This is a genomic window from Musicola paradisiaca NCPPB 2511, from assembly GCF_000400505.1.
In the GTDB taxonomy this organism is placed as follows: domain Bacteria; phylum Pseudomonadota; class Gammaproteobacteria; order Enterobacterales; family Enterobacteriaceae; genus Musicola; species Musicola paradisiaca.
This window is the reverse complement of the sequence record NZ_CM001857.1, coordinates 3,127,836-3,146,404: the sequence shown is the minus strand read 5'-3', so window position 1 is coordinate 3,146,404 and position 18,569 is coordinate 3,127,836. Positions and strand designations below refer to the sequence as shown.

Sequence of the window (18,569 nt, the reverse complement as noted above, 5' to 3'; positions counted from 1 at the left end):
TCAGGCTGCTCCCGAACGGAAGCAGTAAAGGCGGGCGATTCTAACGCCAACGGCGGGAAAAATCAGTAGTTCGCCGAGGAAAAGTACCGCTACCGGCTATGCCGGGCACGGGTGACGCGGCGCAGGCATTGAATTGCCGCCAAAGGCGACGGTGCCAGGCGGATTGACGCTCGGGCGGAAAGACACGTCAGGAAAAGGGGCGGTGGCCGTGCCGCCGCTTTATCCCGGGATACCGGCATAAAGCGGCGGGGCGTCGAGGGTGTCAGCGGGAGAGAATGCCGGCGGAAGGGCCGACGCGATCGCGCAGGTGGGGACGGGTGAAGTCCACCGTCGGGCCTTTCGGTACGATCCCGGTGGGATTCAGCCAGCGGATGCTGTAATAACCCGCCTTGATGTGCGGTAAATTGACCGTTTCGCTGATGCCCGGCCACTGGTACAGCTCGCGCAGGTAGCCCGAGAGGTGCGGATAATCCTCCAGACGGCGGATGTTGCATTTGAAGGCGCCGTGATAAGCGGTATCGAAACGCACCAGGGTTACAAACAGGCGCCAGTCGGCTTCGGTCAGCGTATCGCCGGCCAGATAGCGGTGCGTCGCCAGGTGGGCTTCGACGGTATCCAGTGCGTTGAACAGCGCAGTGACGGCGGCGTCGTAATGCTCCTGGGTTTTGGCAAAGCCGGTTTTATACACGCCGTTGTTGATATTGTCGTAAATCAATGTGTTCCAGCGGTCGATGTCTGCCTGGCGTTCGGTGGGGTAGAGATCCAGCCGGTTGCCGGTCAGCGCATCGAACGCCTGATTGAGGATACGGATAATGTCCGAGGATTCATTGTTAACGATGCGGCCGGTGTTGCGATCCCAGAGCACCGGCACGGAAACCTTGCCGGTGTAGTGGGCATCGCTGGCGGTGTAGAGCTGGTGCACGTAACGCACCGGTTCGAGACGTTCCCCGGCGTCTTGCGGGGTACGGAATTCCCAGCCTTGTTCGCCAATCGTGGGTTCAGCAACGGAGACGGCGACGATGGATTCCAGCCCCTTCAACGCACGGAAAATCAGTGTCCGCGACGCCCAGGGGCAGAGGTAGGAAACAAAAAGCTGATAACGCCCGGCTTCCGGGACTAATGCCGTCTCCCGGAATCGGGTCTCCTGGCGGTGAAACGCACCGTTTTTGATCTCCTCCGCCGCGACATCGCCATCCACCCATTTTCCGTTTACCAAACCCGACATGTTCGACCTCGTTACTGTGATATTTGCCCGTCGACTATGTTAGCGAGCGGGGTTGGGCAGTCCTATCGTAAATTTTTAACGAAGTTGAACAGTTTCTTTGACGCCACCACGGATAGGGTTACACCTCCTGACTGGCGGCCGCTTCCCAGCGGTAGCCGATACCGTAGACGGTGCGGATAAATGACGTTTCCTGATCGAACTGCTCCAGTTTGCGACGCAGATTCTTGATGTGGCTGTCGATGGTGCGATCGGTGACGACGCGGTAGTCGTCGTACAGGTTGTCCAGCAACTGTTCGCGGGAAAATACCCGATTAGGCTCGGCGGAGAGAATTCTCAGTAACCGGAATTCGGCGGGCGTTAAATCGAGATTGCGGCCCAGATAGCTGGCCTGATAACGGTATTGGTCGATCAACAATGCAGGGCGATCGGTGACGGCGGTAGGCTCCGATTGCCAATGGCAGCGGCGCAACAGGGTTTTGACTCTGGCCACCACTTCGCGCGGGCTGTAGGGTTTACAGATATAGTCGTCAGCGCCGATCTCCAGCCCCAGCAAGCGATCGATCTCTTCCGTCCGTGCCGTGACCATGATGATGGGCACATTGGAGAAACCGCGTATCGCCTGACACAAAGACAGCCCATCGCGGCCGGGCAGCATCAGATCCAGCAGCACCAGGCGGCAAGGATGCGCCCTGACCCAGGGCTCGACATCATTACCCTGGGTCAACCAGTGTGTCGCATAGCCGGATGCCTGTAGGTAATCCACCAGCAACTGGCCAAGTTTGGGTTCATCTTCCACGATCAGTACCGGCAATGTGTCATCGGTGGCTGGAGCGGCGGATGTCGCAGTCATTACGATACCTCTTGTATTCAGCGCGTATGCAACGGAAGTTCGACGGTAATTTGTACGCCGCCGAGCGGTGAGTGTGCGGCGTAAAGCCGGCCGTTATGCGCCTCGACGATATTGGCGCAGATGGCGAGCCCCAGCCCTGAGCCGCCGCTGGCGCGGTTACGGGAGTTTTCCGCACGATAAAAACGTTCAAAAATCAGCGATAGCTGCTCGTCGGTGATACCGGGTGCGCTGTCGCGCCAGTGGATCATCAACCGCTGAGGATGCCATTCTGTTTCCACTTCCAGCCGACCGTGATCGTCAGTATAGCGCAGGCTGTTTTCCAGCAGATTGTTGAACAACTGACTGAGCCGATCCGGATCACCGAATACGGTGTTCTCGTCGACGCCGAAACGTGTCGTCAGCGTGATGCCCTTGTGCTGAAAACGCTCCCGGTAGAGCGCCACGGATTGCTGCAACAAGTCGATGGCCGCCACCGGCATTTTGCGGTAGGCCAGCGCACCCAGATCAGACAACGACAGTTGATGCAGGTCATTCACCAGTTTGGTCAGGATTTCCACTTCCATCTGCAACGAATGAAACGCGGAGGCGTCGGGTCGTCGGACACCGTCCTGCAGCGCTTCCAGCTCACCGCGCAATACTGCCAGCGGCGTGCGCAACTCATGGGAGACATCCGCCATGAACGCCCGGCGCGACTGCTCGTTTTTTTCCAGTGCAGACGCCAGTTGGTTAAAATCCTGTGCCAGACGTCCCAATTCATCGCGGCCGCTGGCGGTCACTCGGGCGCTGAAATTCCCCCCCGCCAATTGATGGATGCCGTCCACCAGCCGTTTTACCGGTGCCAACAGACCGCGAGACATCAGCCAGGTGACGACGATGGCCAGCAGTGTGGAGAAGCCGACAATCAACCAACTGGTACGTTGTTGCTGACTATCAAAGCTGATATCCGCATTGCGGGTCAGGCCATCGATCGGCGCGCTGACCATCCAGCCGACGATCTGATTTTTGTAACGGAAGGGTTGCCAACTGCTGCCTGCCGGAATCGCTATCGGCGGCCCAAGCAGACGCTGGTCATTGGTGTCCATGACCCAAAATCGGGTTCGCCAACCATGTAGCGCCCCATCGTTGCTTTGTTCCAGCGAGCGGATCATGGAAAAAATGCCGCGTTCATTATTCCGCAAAAACTCCCAACTGCCGTGTTGCTGATACTGTTCTTCCACTAACCCTTTAAGCTGCGTGATGCGCTGCTCGTTGCTGCGGCGGATATAGTCGATGAAGCCTTTTTCAAAACTTATCCGCACGCCAAAATGCATGATGATCAGCACCAGCATGCTGGTGATGAAGATAGCGAGAAACTGTCTGGCGGCGATTCCGAATTTCATGGCGGGCCTCATGAACGACGCGGCAATGTTGCCTGTTGCAGAATGTCGGCGGGCGCCCGGCTGAATATCAACGCCGGAAACGCCATGACGGCCGCCATACACAGATAGGTATAGAGGAAGATGATATTGGTTTCCGCCGTTCCGGCGACCAGATGCTGGTGCGCGAACAGCCCCAACAGCAGGCCGGCGATACTGACCCCCATGCTGGTGGACAACTGCATCGACATCGACAGCAGGCTGTTGCCGCCGCTGGCAAGGTCATCCGGCAGGTCTTTCAGCGTCAGGGTATTCATGGTGGAGAAACGAATGCCGTTGACCATACCGACTATAAACAGCACGCAAGGCATCAGCCAGCGCCAGTTCATCATCGCCACCAGCGCGAACAGGAGGGACGCGATCGCCAACATCAGCGTCGAGGCGATCAGCACGTTGCGATACCCGAAACGGTTGACGATCTTCACCACCAGTCGTTTCATCCCCATATTGCCCATCACCAGCGGGATCATCATCAGGCCGGCATGGAACGGCGAGTAACCCAGGCCGAGTTGCAGGAAGACCGGCGTCATAAAGGGCAACATGCCGCTGCCGATGCGCGCCAGCCAGCCGCCGAACAACCCGATGGTAAAGCTGTGAGTGTTGAACAGCCGCAGGTTGAACAGCGCCTGTTCGTTGTGTCTGGCGTGCAGCCAGTAACCCGCCAGCGCCAGGCTGCCGGTGCCGATCAGCGCGGTGATCATCGCGGGCGAAAAACCCAGGCTTTTTTGCCCATCCAACGCCAGCGTCAAGGTCGCCATACAGACGACTAAACAGAAAAAACCACGCAGGTCGAAGCGTCGGGCGGGCATGGTGAAATTGGGCATCAGCAGCCCGGTGGCGATGGCGCCGATAATGCCCACCGGAATATTGATCAGGAAGATCCAGTGCCAGCTGGCGTACTGCACCAGAAAACCGCCGAGCGACGGCCCCATCAACGGGCCGATCTGCCCTGGTAGGGTCACGAAGGTCATCGCCGCCATGTACTGATCTCTGGGCACCAGTTTCATCACGGTCAACCGGCCGATGGGCACCATCATCGCGCCGCCGATCCCCTGCGCCACGCGCGATAGCAACAGTTCGTTGAGGGTTTCCGAACGGGCGCACAGCAGCGAGCCGAGGCTGAACAACAGGATGGCGGATAAAAATACATTGCGCACACCGAGTCTATCCGCCAGCCAACCGCTGGCGGGCAGCACCATGGCGACGGTCAGCACATAGGCGACAATCACCGCGTGCATATGTAGCGGACTTTCGTTCAGGCTGACCGCCATCGACGGTAATGCCGTGTTGACGATGGTGGTATCCAGTGTCTGCATGAAAAAGCCGAAGGCCACGATCCACAGTTGCCAGCGAACGGCAGCAGGCGAGTCGGTCATGGATGGGAATACTCCTTGGGTCATGTCATTCATGGTAAACAGACGCCGGGCAATCCCGGCGTCTGTGCTGGCGGCTAATGGCCCTTAGCTCGCTATTCGCCGGGCTCGGCCTGGGTGAGCCCGGTTTCGGTCTGTGTGCCGGAACGCCGACGCAGGCGATCGAAAAACAGATAGACCACCGGCGTCGTATACAGCGTCAGCAGCTGGCTCATCACCAGCCCACCGACAATCGTGATTCCCAGCGGCTGCCGCAGTTCCGCGCCGTCGCCGCTGCCCAGAACCAGTGGCAGTGCGCCGAACAGCGCCGCCATGGTGGTCATCATGATTGGCCGGAAACGCAACATGCAGGCGCGGAAAATCGCCTCCTGCGCCGACAGTTTTCCCTCACGCTGCGCCACCTGAGCAAAATCCACCATCATGATGGCGTTCTTCTTCACAATCCCGATCAGCAGCATGATACCGATGAGCGCAATCAGGCTGAACGGTTTGCCGAACAGCTCCAGCGCCATCAGCGCGCCCACGCCGGCGGAGGGCAGGGTGGAGAGGATCGTCAGCGGATGGACGTAGTTTTCGTACAGAATCCCCAGCACGATATACACCGTAATGATCGCGGCGATGATCAGGATCACCTGAGAATGCTGCGACTGCTGGAACGCCAGCGCGGTACCGGCGAATTGACCACGGATCGAAGAGGGCACCCCCAGCGCGGTCATGGTGCGCTGGATGGCGTCGGTCGCGTCCGACAGGCTGGCGCCGTCCGGCAGGTTGAAGGCGATGGTGGCCGCCGCCGACAACCCTTGATGGTTCACCGCCAGCGGCGTGTTGGCCGGCCGCCAGTGGGCGAAAAACGACAGCGGTATCGGTTTGCCATCACTGTTGATCACAAACATTTTTTCCAGTGATGACGGATCCTGGGTGTAGGCGGAATCCACCTCCATCACCACTTTGTACTGGTTCATCGGCTGGTAAATGGTGGAGATCTGGCGCTGGCCGAAGGCGTCATTCAATAAGGCGTTGACGCTGGCAACGCTGATGCCGAGACGTGCGATGGCGTCACGATCGTATTCCAGCATCATTTCCGCCCCTTTATCCTGCTGATCGGAACTGACGTCGGCCAATTGCGGCAACTTACTCAGTGCGTCGCGAATTTTAGGCTCCCAACTGCGCAGCACCGCCAGATCATCGGACAACAGGGAATATTGATAGCCGGCGTTGGCTTCGCGGCCGCCGATACGTACATCCTGTACCGCCATCAGATACAGGTTGGCGCCCGGTTCTTTCGAGAGTTTTTCGCGTAGACGGGTAATCACCTGCTGGGCGGTGACGTCGCGTTCGGACAAGGGCTTGAGACTGATAAACATCGAGCCGCTATTGGTACGCATCCCGCCGGTAAAGCCGGTGACATTATCTACCGCCGGATCGTCCCGCACGATTTTCATAAAGTCCTGCAACTTGCCCTTCATCGCCTGGAACGAAATGCTCTGATCCGCCTGGATGAACCCCATCAGGCGCCCGGTGTCCTGCTCCGGGAAGAAGGTCTTGGGAATGCTGATGTACAGCCAGACACTCAGAGCGATGGTACCCAGCAGCACCATCAGAACCCAGCGCGAGTGATTCAATACCCATCGCAGCGAACGGCCATAGCCTTGCTGCACGCTCAGCAGCACGCGGTTGAAACCGCGCTTGCGCGGCTGGCTGCGCACCGGGTGGGCACGCAGCAGACGGGAGCACATCATGGGCGTCAGGGTGATGGACACCAGCAGAGAGATCAGGATCGCGACCGACAGCGTGACGGAAAATTCGCGAAACAGGCGCCCCGGCAGCCCACTCATCAGCAGCAGCGGAATAAACACTGCGATCAGCGACAGACTCATGGACACCACGGTAAAACCCACTTCCCGCACCCCTTGCAGTGAGGCCTGCAACGGTTTCATACCGGCTTCGATGTGGCGGGAAATGTTTTCCAGCACGACGATAGCGTCATCCACCACAAAGCCGGTGGCGACGGTCAGCGCCATCAGCGATAAGTTGTTGAGGCTGAAACCGCAGAGATACATGGCGGCAAATGTACCGATCAGCGACACCGGCACGGCGATGGCCGGTATCAGCGTGGCGCGGCCGGAACGCAGGAACAGAAACACCACCAGAATCACCAGCGAAACGGCGATCGTCAGCGAGCGCTCCACATCACGTAGTGACGCACGAATCGTGGGGGAGCGATCCTGTGCGACCTCCATGTTGATGGACGCGGGCAACAGTGTGCGTAATTCCGGCAATGAGGCGCGGATATTATCGACGGTGGAGATGATATTGGCGTCCGGCGCGCGTCGGATCAGGATCAACACCGCCGGTTTGGCGTTGGTCATCCCGGCGTTCAGGACGTTCTGTACCGAATCCCTGACGCCGGCGACATCGCTGAGACGTACCGGCGCGCCGTTGTTGTAATGAACAATCAACGAACGATAGGCATCGGCGGTCTTCAATTCATCGTTGGTCTGAATCTGGTAGTGGATGTCGCCGTTGTCCAGACTCCCCACCGGCTGACGCACGTTGGCCTGAGCGATGGACTGGCGGACTTCGTCCAGCGATACCCCCTGATTGAATAACGCCTGTGGGTTCAGCGATACCCGAACGGCGGGCAGGGAACTGCCGCCGATGGTGACATCACCCACCCCTTCGATTTGCGAGACGCGCTGGGCGATTTGGGTGGAGGCGTAGTCATAGAGCTGGCCTGGGCCGTAGGTATCGGAGGTCAGCGTCAGAATCACGATCGGCGCGTCGGATGGATTGACCTTGCGATAATAGGGGCGGCTCGCCATGTTGCTGGGCAATAAGCTTTGCGCGGCGTTGATGGCGGCCTGGACATCGCGGGCGGCGCCGTTGATATCGCGATCCAGGGCAAATTGCAGAATGATGCGGGTACTGCCCAGCGAACTCATGGAGGTCATTTCATTGATGCCGGCAATACGTCCCAGCGATCGTTCCAGCGGGGTCGCCACCGATGACGCCATGGTTTCCGGCGAGGCGCCCGACAGGGTTGCCGTCACTGCGATAACCGGAAAATCCACCTGAGGCAGCGGCGATACCGGCAATAGCCGGTAGCCAAGCACGCCGCACAGGGTAATCGCCAGCGCCAACAGCGTGGTGGCGACCGGCCGTTGGATGAACAGTGCGAAGAACTTCACTGCGCCTCTCCTTCCTGCGGACGGGGACGGCGTAGACGATGCGCCAGGCGATCAAACAGCAGATAGATCACCGGCGTCGTGAACAATGTCAGCACCTGGCTCATCACCAACCCGCCGACCATACAGATCCCCAACGGACGCCGCAGTTCGGCGCCGACGCCGGTGCTGAACATCAAGGGTACGGCGCTGAGCAGTGCCGCCATGGTGGTCATCAGAATCGGGCGGAAACGCAACAGACACGCCTGATAGATCGCCTGATACGGACTCATGCCGTGCTCACGCTCGGCGGCCAGCGCAAAATCGATCATCATGATGGCGTTTTTCTTCACGATACCGATCAGCAAAATAATGCCGATGATGGCGATGATGTTCAGATCGCTGCCCGAGATCATCAGCGCCAGCAAGGCGCCGACGCCCGCAGTGGGCAGCGTGGACAGGATAGTGACCGGATGGATAAAGCTTTCGTACAAGACGCCCAAGACGATGTACATCGCCACGATCGCCGCCACTACCAGCCAGATGGTGCTGGTCAGCGCAGCCTGGAACGCCAGCGTGCTGCCCTGGAAGCGGGTGATGATATCCGACGGCAACTGCATCTGCTGCTGGGTGGTTTCAATCGCCTTGACGGCATCACCCAGCGCGTAACCCGGCGCGACGTTGAAAGAGATGGTGCTGGACGGGAACTGGTCGATATGGTTGACCGCCAACGTACCGTTGCGCTCTTCAATCGTTGCAATGCTATCCAACGGTACGACGCCGCCGGTACTGTTCACCAACCGGATATCGTGCAACGGATCCAACCCGGTTTTGTTGGGTGAGTGCTGTTCCAGAACCACGCGATATTGGTTGGATTGGGTATAGATGGTGGAAATTAGCCGCTGGCCGAAGGCGTTATACAGGGCGCTGTCGATCTGCGACATGGTAATGCCCAGCCGGCTGGCGTTGTCGCGGTCAACCTTGACGTAAGCTACCGCGGCGCCGTCCTGCCAGTCGCTGCTGACATCCTGCAATTGCGGCAGTTTTTGTAGCTCGGCGGTCAGCTTGGGTACCCAGACGCCCAATTCATCCAGCGACATGGTTTGCAAGGTGAACTGATATTGGGTGCGGCTGACCTGGGTGTCGATAGTCAGGTCTTGTACCGGTTGCAGGTAGAGTTGAACGCCGGGAATCGCCGCGGCTTGCTGTTGCAATCGATCGATGATGGTTTGTACGCGCTCACTGCGTTCGCTGAACGGCTTGAGGTTAATCTGCAAGCGACCACTATTGAGCGATGGGTTGGTGCCATCAACGCCGATGAATGACGAGACGCTCTCGACGGTCGGATCTTTCAGGATGGCGTCGGTGACTTGATGTTGCTTGTCCACCATGCTGTTAAACGAGATCGTCTGCGCCGCCTGCACTGTCCCCTGGATGATACCGTTGTCCTGAATCGGGAAAAATCCTTTGGGGATGACGATATACAGCAGAACGGTTAATACCAGCGTGCCGATAGCCACGCTAAGCGTTATCCACGGATGGCTGAGTACCCGTGTCAGGCCGCGACCGTAAGCGGCAATCACCCAGTCGAAGAAACGTTCACTGGCACGAGTAAACCTGTTTTGATGAGCAAGCGCTTCATGATTGAGTAAGCGAGCGCACATCATGGGCGTCAACGTCAGCGAAACGATCGCGGAGATCAGAATCGAGACGGCCAGGGTGACGGCGAATTCACGAAACAGTCGGCCGATGATATCGCCCATGAACAGCAGCGGAATCAGCACTGCGATCAGCGAGAAGGTCAGTGAAATAATCGTAAAGCCAATCTCTCCGGCGCCTTTCAGCGCCGCATCCAGCGGTTTTTCGCCTTTTTCGATATAACGGGCGATGTTCTCGATCACCACGATCGCATCATCCACCACGAAGCCGGTGGCGATGGTCAGCGCCATTAACGTCAGGTTATTAACGGAAAACCCGAGGAAGTACATGGCGGCAAAGGTGCCCACCAGCGACAGCGGCACGGCGATGCTGGGGATCAGCGTCGCTACCGCATTGCGCAGAAACAGGTAAATCACCATCACCACCAGCGCGATCGCCAACAACAGCTCGAATTGAACATCGTCTACCGAGGCGCGAATGGTGGTTGTGCGATCCGCCAGCAGCGTGACGTTGACGGATTTGGGTAAGCTGGCTTGCAAGGTCGGCAACAGATTACGGATATGATCCGCGGTGGCGATAACGTTGGCGCCCGGCTGCCGTTGAATATTGAGAATGATGGCCTGATTTTGATTAGCCCAGGCCGCCAGTTTGGTGTTTTCCGGCGCCTGTTCGACGGTGGCGACATCCTGTAGCCGTACCGGGGCGTTGTTCTTCCAGGTGATAATCAACTGGCGGTAGTCATCCACCGAACGAATTTGGTCGTTGGCGGACAACGTGACCGAACGGGTCGGGCCATCAAAACTGCCTTTCGGCGTGTTGACGTTGGCGGCGGTGATGGCGGTACGCACCGATTCGCTGCTCAGCCCGAAGGAAGCCAGCGCGCCCGCATTCAACTTCACCCGTACTGACGGCCGTTGGCCGCCCGCCAGTGTCACCAGACCTACCCCTTCGACCTGGGAGATTTTCTGCGCGATGCGGGTTTCAAGCATATCCTGCACCTGCGTCATGGGCATGGCGGTGGACGTGACCGCCAGCGTCATGATCGGTGGATCCGCCGGGTTGACTTTGTTGTAAGTCGGCGGGAAGGGCAGGTCGGTCGGCAGCAGATTGGTGGCGGCATTGATCGCCGCCTGCACATCCTGCTCCGCGACGTCCAGCGACAGGGTAAGCTGGAATTGCAGTGTGATGACGGACGCGCCCGCAGAACTCTGGCTCGACATCTGTTTGAGCCCGGACATGCTGCCGAACTGGTGTTCAAGCGGTGCAGTGACCGACGAGGTCATGACATCCGGGCTGGCGCCTGGATAGAGCGTCACAACCTGGATGGTCGGGTAATCGACTTCGGGCAGCGCGGATACCGGCAGTGCGCGGTACCCCACCAGACCCGCCAGCAGAATGGCGACCATCAGCAGGGTGGTGGCGACCGGCCTGAGGATAAACAGGCGCGACGGGCCGCCGCCGTGAATCGGCGAGCTTTCCTGCATCAGGATTTCTCCGCTTTACGCTGACGTTTTTCACCGCTGGCGGTGGCCTGGGCATCGGGTTTTTCGGGCGACAACACTTCGACGCGCGCCCCTTCGGTCAGTTTGTCGATACCATCCGTCACGACGCGCTCGCCGGCGTTCAGCCCGCTGGTGACGACGGTTTGCTGGCCGTACTGGATGCCGGTAACGATCATGTGTTTGCTGACCTGATCTTTGTCGTTCAGTACCCAGATAAAGCGCCCGTCATTACCCATCTGAATCGCCGACGACGGTGCTACCACCACATTCTGTAAGGTATCCACCTTGATACGGATGTTGACGAACTGGTTGGGAAACAGGGCATCGTCCTGATTGTCGAACCGGGCTTTTAGCTTGATGGTGCCGGTGGTGCTGTCGATCTGGTTGTCCATACTCAGCAGGGATCCCTGCGAGAGCATTTTCTGATTAGCGCGATCCCAGGCTTCAACCGGCACCGGTTGCCCGGATTTCTGCGCTTTCAAGACAGTGGCGATATCCCCTTCCGGCAGCGTGAACACCGTATCGATCGGGTGTGTTTGCGTCAGTACCAGCAAGGTGGTGGTGCTGGTGATGTAGTTACCGACATCGACCTGGCGTAACCCCACCCGGCCGCTGATTGGCGCCGCAATCCGACTGTAGTCCAGTTGCAGTTGGGCACTGGCGACCGACCCCTGATCCGATTTCACGGTGGCTTCATACTGCCGCACCAGCGATTCTTGGGTGTTCAACTGTTGTCCGGAAACCAGACTGGTTTTGGATAGCTGCTGATAGCGCGCCAGATCCTGCCGGGCATTGACCAGCAACGCCTGATCTTTGGCTAACTGCCCTTGGGCCTGAGTCAGTTCAACCTGGAACGGGCGAGGGTCGATTTCGAGCAGGAGTTCCCCCTGCTTGACCTGTTGCCCCTCCTGGAAATGAATGGCCATCAACTGGCCGCTGACCCGGCTGAGTATGGTGACGGTATTGGCGGCATTTACCGTACCCAATGCAGAAAGATAGTGTGGAATCGACGCGGTGGCGGTCATCGCGGCTTGTACCGGCGGCGGCGCCATAGACCCTCGTCTACCACTCCGGTTCTGACTGGAGGACTGTTGAGTGCGGCTGGCTTCTGACGATGCGGATTGTGCGGGTGTCTGATGGAAATAACGCCATGCAAAAAAAGCGGCTGCGATGGCAATGATGACTATCAATAATTTAAGGGAGCGTTTGGCATTCATAGTAATGAAATCATGTCTCCAATGAGCACAGGCCGCTGATAAGCCTATGAAAGCTTGAGGTATGTAACGATACTAGTTTAAACAGCAACCAGCAGAACAAAAATGGAGGAAATATGGAAGATATGTCAGTGTTTGTAGAGAAAAAAAGCCCCGGCGTGGTATTTGCCGGGGCTGATTCAGAGAGCGTCAATCGGAAAAATAATGGGTTACAGTACCAGACCGGCAATAGCGGCGGAGAGCAAGCTCACCAGCGTGGAGCCATACACCAGTTTCAGACCGAAACGGGAAACGGTATTACCCTGTTTTTCATCAAGGCCTTTGATGGCGCCGGCAACAATACCGATCGATGAGAAGTTAGCAAAAGACACCAAGAAAACGGACAGAATACCCACGCTGCGCGGAGACAGTTGGCCTGCTACTTTTTGCAGTTCCATCATGGCGACAAATTCGTTGGAAACCAGCTTGGTGGCCATAATGCCGCCTACCTGTAATGCTTCCTCTTTGGGAATGCCGACGATCCAGGCAAACGGATAGAAGACGTAGCCCAATAGTTCCTGGAAGCTCAGCCCAAGAATGGTGCTGAACAGGGCGTTGACAGCGGAAATCAGCGCGATAAAGCCGATTAGCATAGCAGCGACGATAATCGCCACTTTGAAACCGGCAAGAATGTATTCCCCCAGCATTTCAAAGAAGCTCTGACCTTCATGTAGGTTGCTTAATTGCAATTCCTGTTCTTCGTCCACACGGTAGGGGTTGATCAGCGAAAGCACGACAAAGGTGCTGAACATGTTGAGTACCAGCGCCGCAACTACGTATTTGGCATCCAGCATCGACATGTAGGCGCCCACGATGGACATGGAGACGGTTGACATGGCGGTTGCTGCCATGGTGTACATCCGTTTTTCCGACATCTTGCCCAGTATATCTTTGTAAGCAATGAAGTTTTCAGACTGGCCAAGGATCAACGAGCTGACGGCGTTAAAGGATTCCAGTTTTCCCATGCCGTTGACTTTGGACAGGATGGTTCCGATCAGACGAATGATAAACGGCAGAACCTTGATGTGTTGCAGGATGCCGATCAGCGCGGAGATGAATACGATGGGGCATAGCACTTTCAGGAAAAAGAACGCCAATCCCTGATCACTCATTTTACCGAAGACGAAGTTGGTGCCTTCGCCGGCAAAGCTGAGCAGTTTGTCAAACAGCGATGCGAAGCCTTTTACAAAACCCAAGCCTACGTTGGAATAGAGGAAAAAATACGCTAATAGAATTTCAATAACGAGTAACTGAATAATGAATCTGACACGAATACCTTTTTTGTCACGACACACCAGTAGCGACAAGGCGGCAACAACAGCTAAGGCCAGAACGAAGTGAAGGATATTGGACATTTTTGCTCCAAACATGACTAGGGCCGATTTTTGGTCGTCATTTTATGTAACAGATGCGCCTAAAATGAGATGAACAACGCAAAAGCTGAATTATATCTTGGAAAATAACCTAAACTAAAGCCTTGGTCTCATAGCATTCGCTTTTGTCTGCCGTTTGGTATGAAATTTCATCTAACGGTGCTGATCGGAAGTATACCTGTTTCCCTTTTTTGGGAAATATGGGTTCAACAAGGAGATGGACTATGCCTGTTTCAGATGTATTCCGTGAACTTGGCCATTCGGGGATTTGCGTGCCGGTGTTGACGTTTGGCGGGAATGTGTTCGGCTGGACGGTTGATGAGTCGTCATCGTTTCAGATTCTGGATGCGCTGGTGTCCGAAGGGTTGACGTTTATCGATACGGCAGATGTGTATTCAACCTGGGTGCCGGGAAATAGTGGCGGCGAATCGGAAACCATCATCGGTAACTGGTTGAAAAAACGCGGTAATCGAGACAAGGTTATTATTGCCACCAAAGTCGGTAAAAATATGGGCGAAGGTCGACACGGGCTGTCTGCCGCGTATATTCGTCAGGCGGTTGAAGCGTCGTTGTGTCGTCTGCAAACCGATTATATCGATCTGTATCAATCCCACGAGGATGATAAAGAGACTCCGCTTGAGGAAACGCTCGCAGCATTCGATACGTTAATTCGGGAAGGTAAGGTTCGCGCTATTGGGGCTTCAAATTATGAAGCCGACCGTTTGGCTGAGGCATTGAAAATCAGTCGCGAAAACCATTTAGCGCGTTATGAAACATTGCAGCCTGAATATAATTTATACGACCGTCGGCATTATGAAGAAACATTGTCTCCCATTGTGAAGTCAGAGCAATTAGGCGTGATTGGTTATTATTCTCTCGCCAGTGGGTTTCTCTCCGGAAAATATCGTGTGCCGGAGGATGCGGTGAAAAGCCCGCGTGGCCAGGGCATCATCGCACGTTATTTGAACCCTCGCGGTTTGGCTATCCTGAATGCGCTAGAACAGGTAGCGACGGTACATAAGTCGACAGCTACGCAGGTCGCTTTGGCCTGGTTGATTGCTCGTCCTGAAGTGACTTCGCCGATTGTCAGTGCGACTACGGTCGATCAGGTAAAAGAGTTGGCATCAGCGACGCGACTGACTCTGACTGCACAGGAGATATCGCTGCTTGATGGCGTTAGCGCCTGGTAAGTCAGGTCGAAGCGATCCTTGAATCTCATGCAGTTACACGACGAAGAAAGCAGGAAAGGCAGGATAGGGAAAGCAAATGGAACCGCATGTCTGTCAGTAATGTGTGTGATCAGGTTGCTCTGATTCAGTCGGATAACCGCACGGTGCAGATTGCGTTTTCAGATGATAGACATCATGAATACATAAAGGTGGATGTATTAGGTGGGATTGAGCCGGTAGAGGAATAGAGGCTAATTCATCCATGTTCAGATATAAAAACAGCCCTGATTAAGGGCTGTTTTTATTGGAGGTAAACGAACGGTTGAAAATACTTATTCGTTTACTCGTCGGGTATTGACGAAAACTTAAGCCTGAGGCTGAGTTACAACGTCTTTGATACCTTTAACTTCGATTTCTACGCGACGATCCGGAGCCAGACAATCGATCAGTGCAGCGCGAGCCTTCACGTTAGCACAGGTGGCGCCGCTGACCGGATTCGCTTTACCCATACCGCGAGCAGAGATCTTGTTAGCTGGAACGCCTTTGTGAACCAGATAATCAACAACGCTCTGAGCACGTTTGGTAGACAGTGTCTGGTTGTACTGATCAGAACCCAGACGGTCTGTGAAGCCCAGAACAACTACGGAGCCATCTTTCGGATCGATAGTGCTTAACTGGGTATACAACTGATCCAGAGAACGCTGACCTTCAGGCTTCAGAGTCGCTTTGTTGAAGTTAAACAACACATCAGATTTCAGCGTGAAACGTTTGGTCTGTACAACCGGAGCCGGAGCCGGGGTCGGCGCTGGAGCCGGTGCCGGGGCAACGATCGGTGCCGGAGCTTCCTGACCGAAACGGTAAGAAACACCCACACTCAGCAGGCCATTATCAGGACGACCACCTACAGTGGAAGCATCACCGATATTGTTCACCCACTGGTAATCCAGACGAGTCGCCCAGTTTTTGGTGATAGCGTATTCAACACCCACTGCAGCCAAAGGAGAAACACCGGTGTCGTGACCGCTGTTGCCAGAAACGTCGTCGTGGCTATCCGCGCGCCATACGAAACCACCCAGACGAGTATAAACGTCCAGATCGTCAACAATCGGATAACTCAGCTTAGCGGCTAATTGAACGCCTTGAGCTTTGAAATTGCCACGGTTTACGCCGGTATATTTCATACGGCCAAGCCAATCGTAGCCCATCTCAAAACCTAAATAAGGGTTAGCCTGGTAACCACCGAATACACCAGCACCCAGTTGATTTTCCTGCGCATCGTTGGTGGTCTGATAACCACTGCCGTTCAGGCCTGTATCGTGGAACTGAGACCAGCCCAGTTTACCGCCTGCGTACCAGGTGTTATCGTTCGGTGCGGCTTGCGCTACGGTAGCAAAGCCAGCCACTGCTATCGCGATAGCTGTTTTTTTCATTTTTACGCCTCATTATCATCCAAACTGGCAATTGGTTTTCAGATCCAATGTGCCCTTGGTTAAAATTCTTGTTGGAGGTACTGCCCTTATATTATTACACATCATCAGTAACCTGACGTTATATGAGGAAGGGCAACTCCAGCGTGCTAAAGTCTACAACGTGGTGAGAAAGTTACAAGCGTGATGTGATGTGAGTTCTGAAAAAGCCAGTGGAACATACATATTTATTAACAAATAATAGATAATTTTGGCAGTTTGCGCGGTCTAATTTCTTATTTTTAAAATCCGCAACAAGACTATGAACGCCATTTTGCTGTGAATCTCTTCATTCAAACCTATTCCGATGAGAAAATTCTTAATTTATTCAATGATACAGCCGTGAGTGAATTTTTAGTGTGGAAAATGGTCTTTCAATTGATTTTTCCTCTGAACGAATAATAAATCCATAGGTGTTTCCATGTTGTGCCGCATGACGCAATCGCATTTTTTGTTCATCACTCACTTCAGTATTTAACCAGCACAGCACCACACTGTAATTTCCTGTTATTAGCGCTTTTTCCATGGCATCGACGATATAAGCTGGATCAAGATGATGGAACGCTATCATCTTATTCAGTGGAAGACCTGACTGCTGTAACCAGGGACGACTGAGTTTCTGTTGTGGCGATAACCACAATAACCAGCGAGACTGCATTCCCAACTGCTGCAGTAGAGGTAGCAACAACGGAGCGAATACAGGCTGTTCACCCCCATAAACAATTTCACTGATAACACCGCAGCTTGGTGAAACGGAAGGTATCTGCTGCCCTTGATGGGGTGCCTGAAAAAACGGACGAGAGTGGATGGTTTGCTGGCGCATGATTTTCTGCCTCACAGTGATACTGTATGTGTGTACAGTATCTGTTGTGTGAGCAAAGATCAACCGTAATTTCTGAAAGCGCTTCGCATAATCTGATCGTAACCGTATGAATAACACGTTTTGTATTTGATGTGAGAGTTTTGCTGTGATTAATTAATTGTTAATTTTGTTAATGTTTTTAAAAGGCAGGAATGACCTTTCAGTACAAGGAATAAGTAATGAAAAAGTTATGTGAAAAGCGGATTTTGCAGTCTAAAACGGTGCTTGCACCTTTGGGAAAAATAACATCTCGCTCCCAGTTTGGCGGTTATAGCATCGCGGCTAATCAGGTTATTTTTGCATTGGTGACTCATGGCGAGCTTTATCTGCGAGCCTCAAAGTTAAACGAACACCTATTCCAGGGCCGTCAGATGCCAGGCTTGATTTATACCAAGAGAGGCATTCCTATTCCGCTTAATTACTATTTGGTTGACGAGACTCTGTGGCAAAGCGAGCAAACGTTGCTGGAGTTGGCGCGTTTTTCTCTGCAGGGTGCCAATAACGATAAAATCGCCAAGGTACAGTCTGCCCGTCTAAAGGATTTGCCAAACCTCAACCATGGCCTCGAACGCCTGCTTTGGAAAGCAGGTATTAAAAATATTGACGATCTGCGTCAATTGGGCGCCAAAAGTTGCTATCTGCGGATGAGAGCGGTCAAACAAAATCTCAGCGTCAATATATTGCTGGCTCTGGCCGGAGCGATTTGCGGCATACATCAGGCGGCATTGCCCGCAGTTATGCGACGAGAACTGCTGGAATGGTACGAAAGTAATCAATCTCACTCGAACAAACGGCATAAACACTGATTGTGTCGGCATGATATGCGCTTGCCCACAGGATTCTGGTATTCCTGTGGGCAAGCGCATAGCGTATAAGCTGTATTAGCTCAGATTTGATCTGACAGTTACCGGTTATTTATACAGGTGTCTGTCAGATTACATCTGGCTTAAATTTTTCTCAGCCCAGATGCGTTTTCCATCAAGTAATGTTTCCATCGGCGTCCGCCCACAGCACATTTTTCCCTGATGAGTTCGTTCATTATTGTAATAATGCAACCATTCATCAAGATCCGATTGCAGAGTATCAATGTCTCCGTACAGTTTTTTACGGAATGTCATCTGATAAAACTCCTGCAATATCGTCTTATGGAACCGTTCGCAGATACCGTTGGTTTGTGGCGACATCGCTTTGGTCTTCGTGTGGTCTATATCATTAATCGCCAGATAAAGCTGGTAATCATGATGTTCAATCCGTCCAC

Annotated in this window: 13 protein-coding genes; 2 read left to right on the top strand and 11 right to left on the bottom strand. The window is 54.6% G+C overall.

Features of this window, described 5'->3' with window-relative positions; all coding sequences use genetic code 11:
- Nucleotides 1–262 precede the first annotated feature (262 nt).
- The 8 genes from DPA2511_RS13910 to DPA2511_RS13875 form a co-directional block, all read right to left on the bottom strand.
- Entirely contained in the window at nt 263–1,225 is a 963-nt protein-coding gene (locus tag DPA2511_RS13910; protein ID WP_015854390.1) for a glutathione S-transferase family protein, read from the bottom strand.
- 118 nt (nt 1,226–1,343) lie between these two features.
- The gene (gene baeR, locus DPA2511_RS13905; RefSeq protein ID WP_015854389.1) at nt 1,344–2,075 is read right to left on the bottom strand and encodes an envelope stress response regulator BaeR; all 732 of its coding nucleotides are present in this window, start codon (nt 2,073–2,075) and stop codon (nt 1,344–1,346) included.
- A gap of 17 nt (nt 2,076–2,092) precedes the next feature.
- Nucleotides 2,093–3,454 carry an envelope stress sensor histidine kinase BaeS gene (baeS, locus tag DPA2511_RS13900; protein ID WP_015854388.1) on the bottom strand — a complete coding sequence of 454 codons (1,362 nt, stop codon included), beginning with the start codon at nt 3,452–3,454 and terminating at the stop codon, nt 2,093–2,095.
- Between the two features lie 8 nt (nt 3,455–3,462).
- Nucleotides 3,463–4,866, bottom strand: a complete 1,404-nt coding sequence (gene mdtD, locus DPA2511_RS13895) for an MFS transporter (RefSeq protein ID WP_015854387.1) — start codon at nt 4,864–4,866, stop codon at nt 3,463–3,465.
- Between the two features lie 92 nt (nt 4,867–4,958).
- Nucleotides 4,959–8,051, bottom strand: coding sequence for a multidrug efflux RND transporter permease subunit MdtC (gene mdtC / locus DPA2511_RS13890; RefSeq protein WP_015854386.1), 3,093 nt, complete (start codon nt 8,049–8,051; stop codon nt 4,959–4,961).
- A complete protein-coding gene (locus tag DPA2511_RS13885) occupies nt 8,048–11,170 on the bottom strand; it encodes an MdtB/MuxB family multidrug efflux RND transporter permease subunit (RefSeq protein WP_015854385.1) in 3,123 nt (1,040 codons plus the stop codon). Before DPA2511_RS13885 ends, mdtC begins: the two co-directional genes overlap by 4 nt.
- Nucleotides 11,170–12,405 (bottom strand): MdtA/MuxA family multidrug efflux RND transporter periplasmic adaptor subunit, encoded by a 1,236-nt coding sequence (locus tag DPA2511_RS13880; RefSeq protein WP_015854384.1) that lies wholly within the window; start codon nt 12,403–12,405, stop codon nt 11,170–11,172. The genes DPA2511_RS13885 and DPA2511_RS13880 overlap by 1 nt, the downstream gene beginning before the upstream one ends.
- Nucleotides 12,406–12,611: 206 nt before the next feature.
- Nucleotides 12,612–13,796: a NupC/NupG family nucleoside CNT transporter gene (locus tag DPA2511_RS13875; protein ID WP_015854383.1), complete on the bottom strand. Its 1,185-nt coding sequence runs from the start codon at nt 13,794–13,796 to the stop codon at nt 12,612–12,614.
- Between the two features lie 242 nt (nt 13,797–14,038).
- On the opposite strand from DPA2511_RS13875, the gene DPA2511_RS13870 reads away from it, so the two are divergent.
- Nucleotides 14,039–15,004, top strand: a complete 966-nt coding sequence (locus tag DPA2511_RS13870) for an aldo/keto reductase (RefSeq protein ID WP_015854382.1) — start codon at nt 14,039–14,041, stop codon at nt 15,002–15,004.
- Between the two features lie 344 nt (nt 15,005–15,348).
- Here the strand turns inward: DPA2511_RS13870 and ompA are convergent, their stop codons facing one another.
- Both ompA and sulA read right to left on the bottom strand, forming a co-directional pair.
- Nucleotides 15,349–16,413, bottom strand: a complete 1,065-nt coding sequence (ompA, locus tag DPA2511_RS13860) for a porin OmpA (RefSeq protein ID WP_015854380.1) — start codon at nt 16,411–16,413, stop codon at nt 15,349–15,351.
- Nucleotides 16,414–16,777: 364 nt separating this feature from the next.
- The gene (gene sulA / locus DPA2511_RS22915; RefSeq protein WP_015854379.1) at nt 16,778–17,272 is read right to left on the bottom strand and encodes an SOS-induced cell division inhibitor SulA; all 495 of its coding nucleotides are present in this window, start codon (nt 17,270–17,272) and stop codon (nt 16,778–16,780) included.
- Between the two features lie 218 nt (nt 17,273–17,490).
- Here sulA and DPA2511_RS13855 point away from each other — a divergent pair, with 218 nt between their 5' ends.
- Complete coding sequence (locus tag DPA2511_RS13855; protein WP_015854378.1) at nt 17,491–18,117, top strand: TfoX/Sxy family DNA transformation protein; 627 nt, start codon at nt 17,491–17,493, stop codon at nt 18,115–18,117.
- A 129-nt stretch (nt 18,118–18,246) separates the two neighbouring features.
- On the opposite strand, the gene DPA2511_RS13850 is transcribed toward DPA2511_RS13855, so the two are convergent.
- Nucleotides 18,247–18,569, bottom strand: a 323-nt coding sequence (locus tag DPA2511_RS13850; protein ID WP_155961693.1) for an integrase core domain-containing protein, incomplete at its 5' end; no start/stop codon positions are given.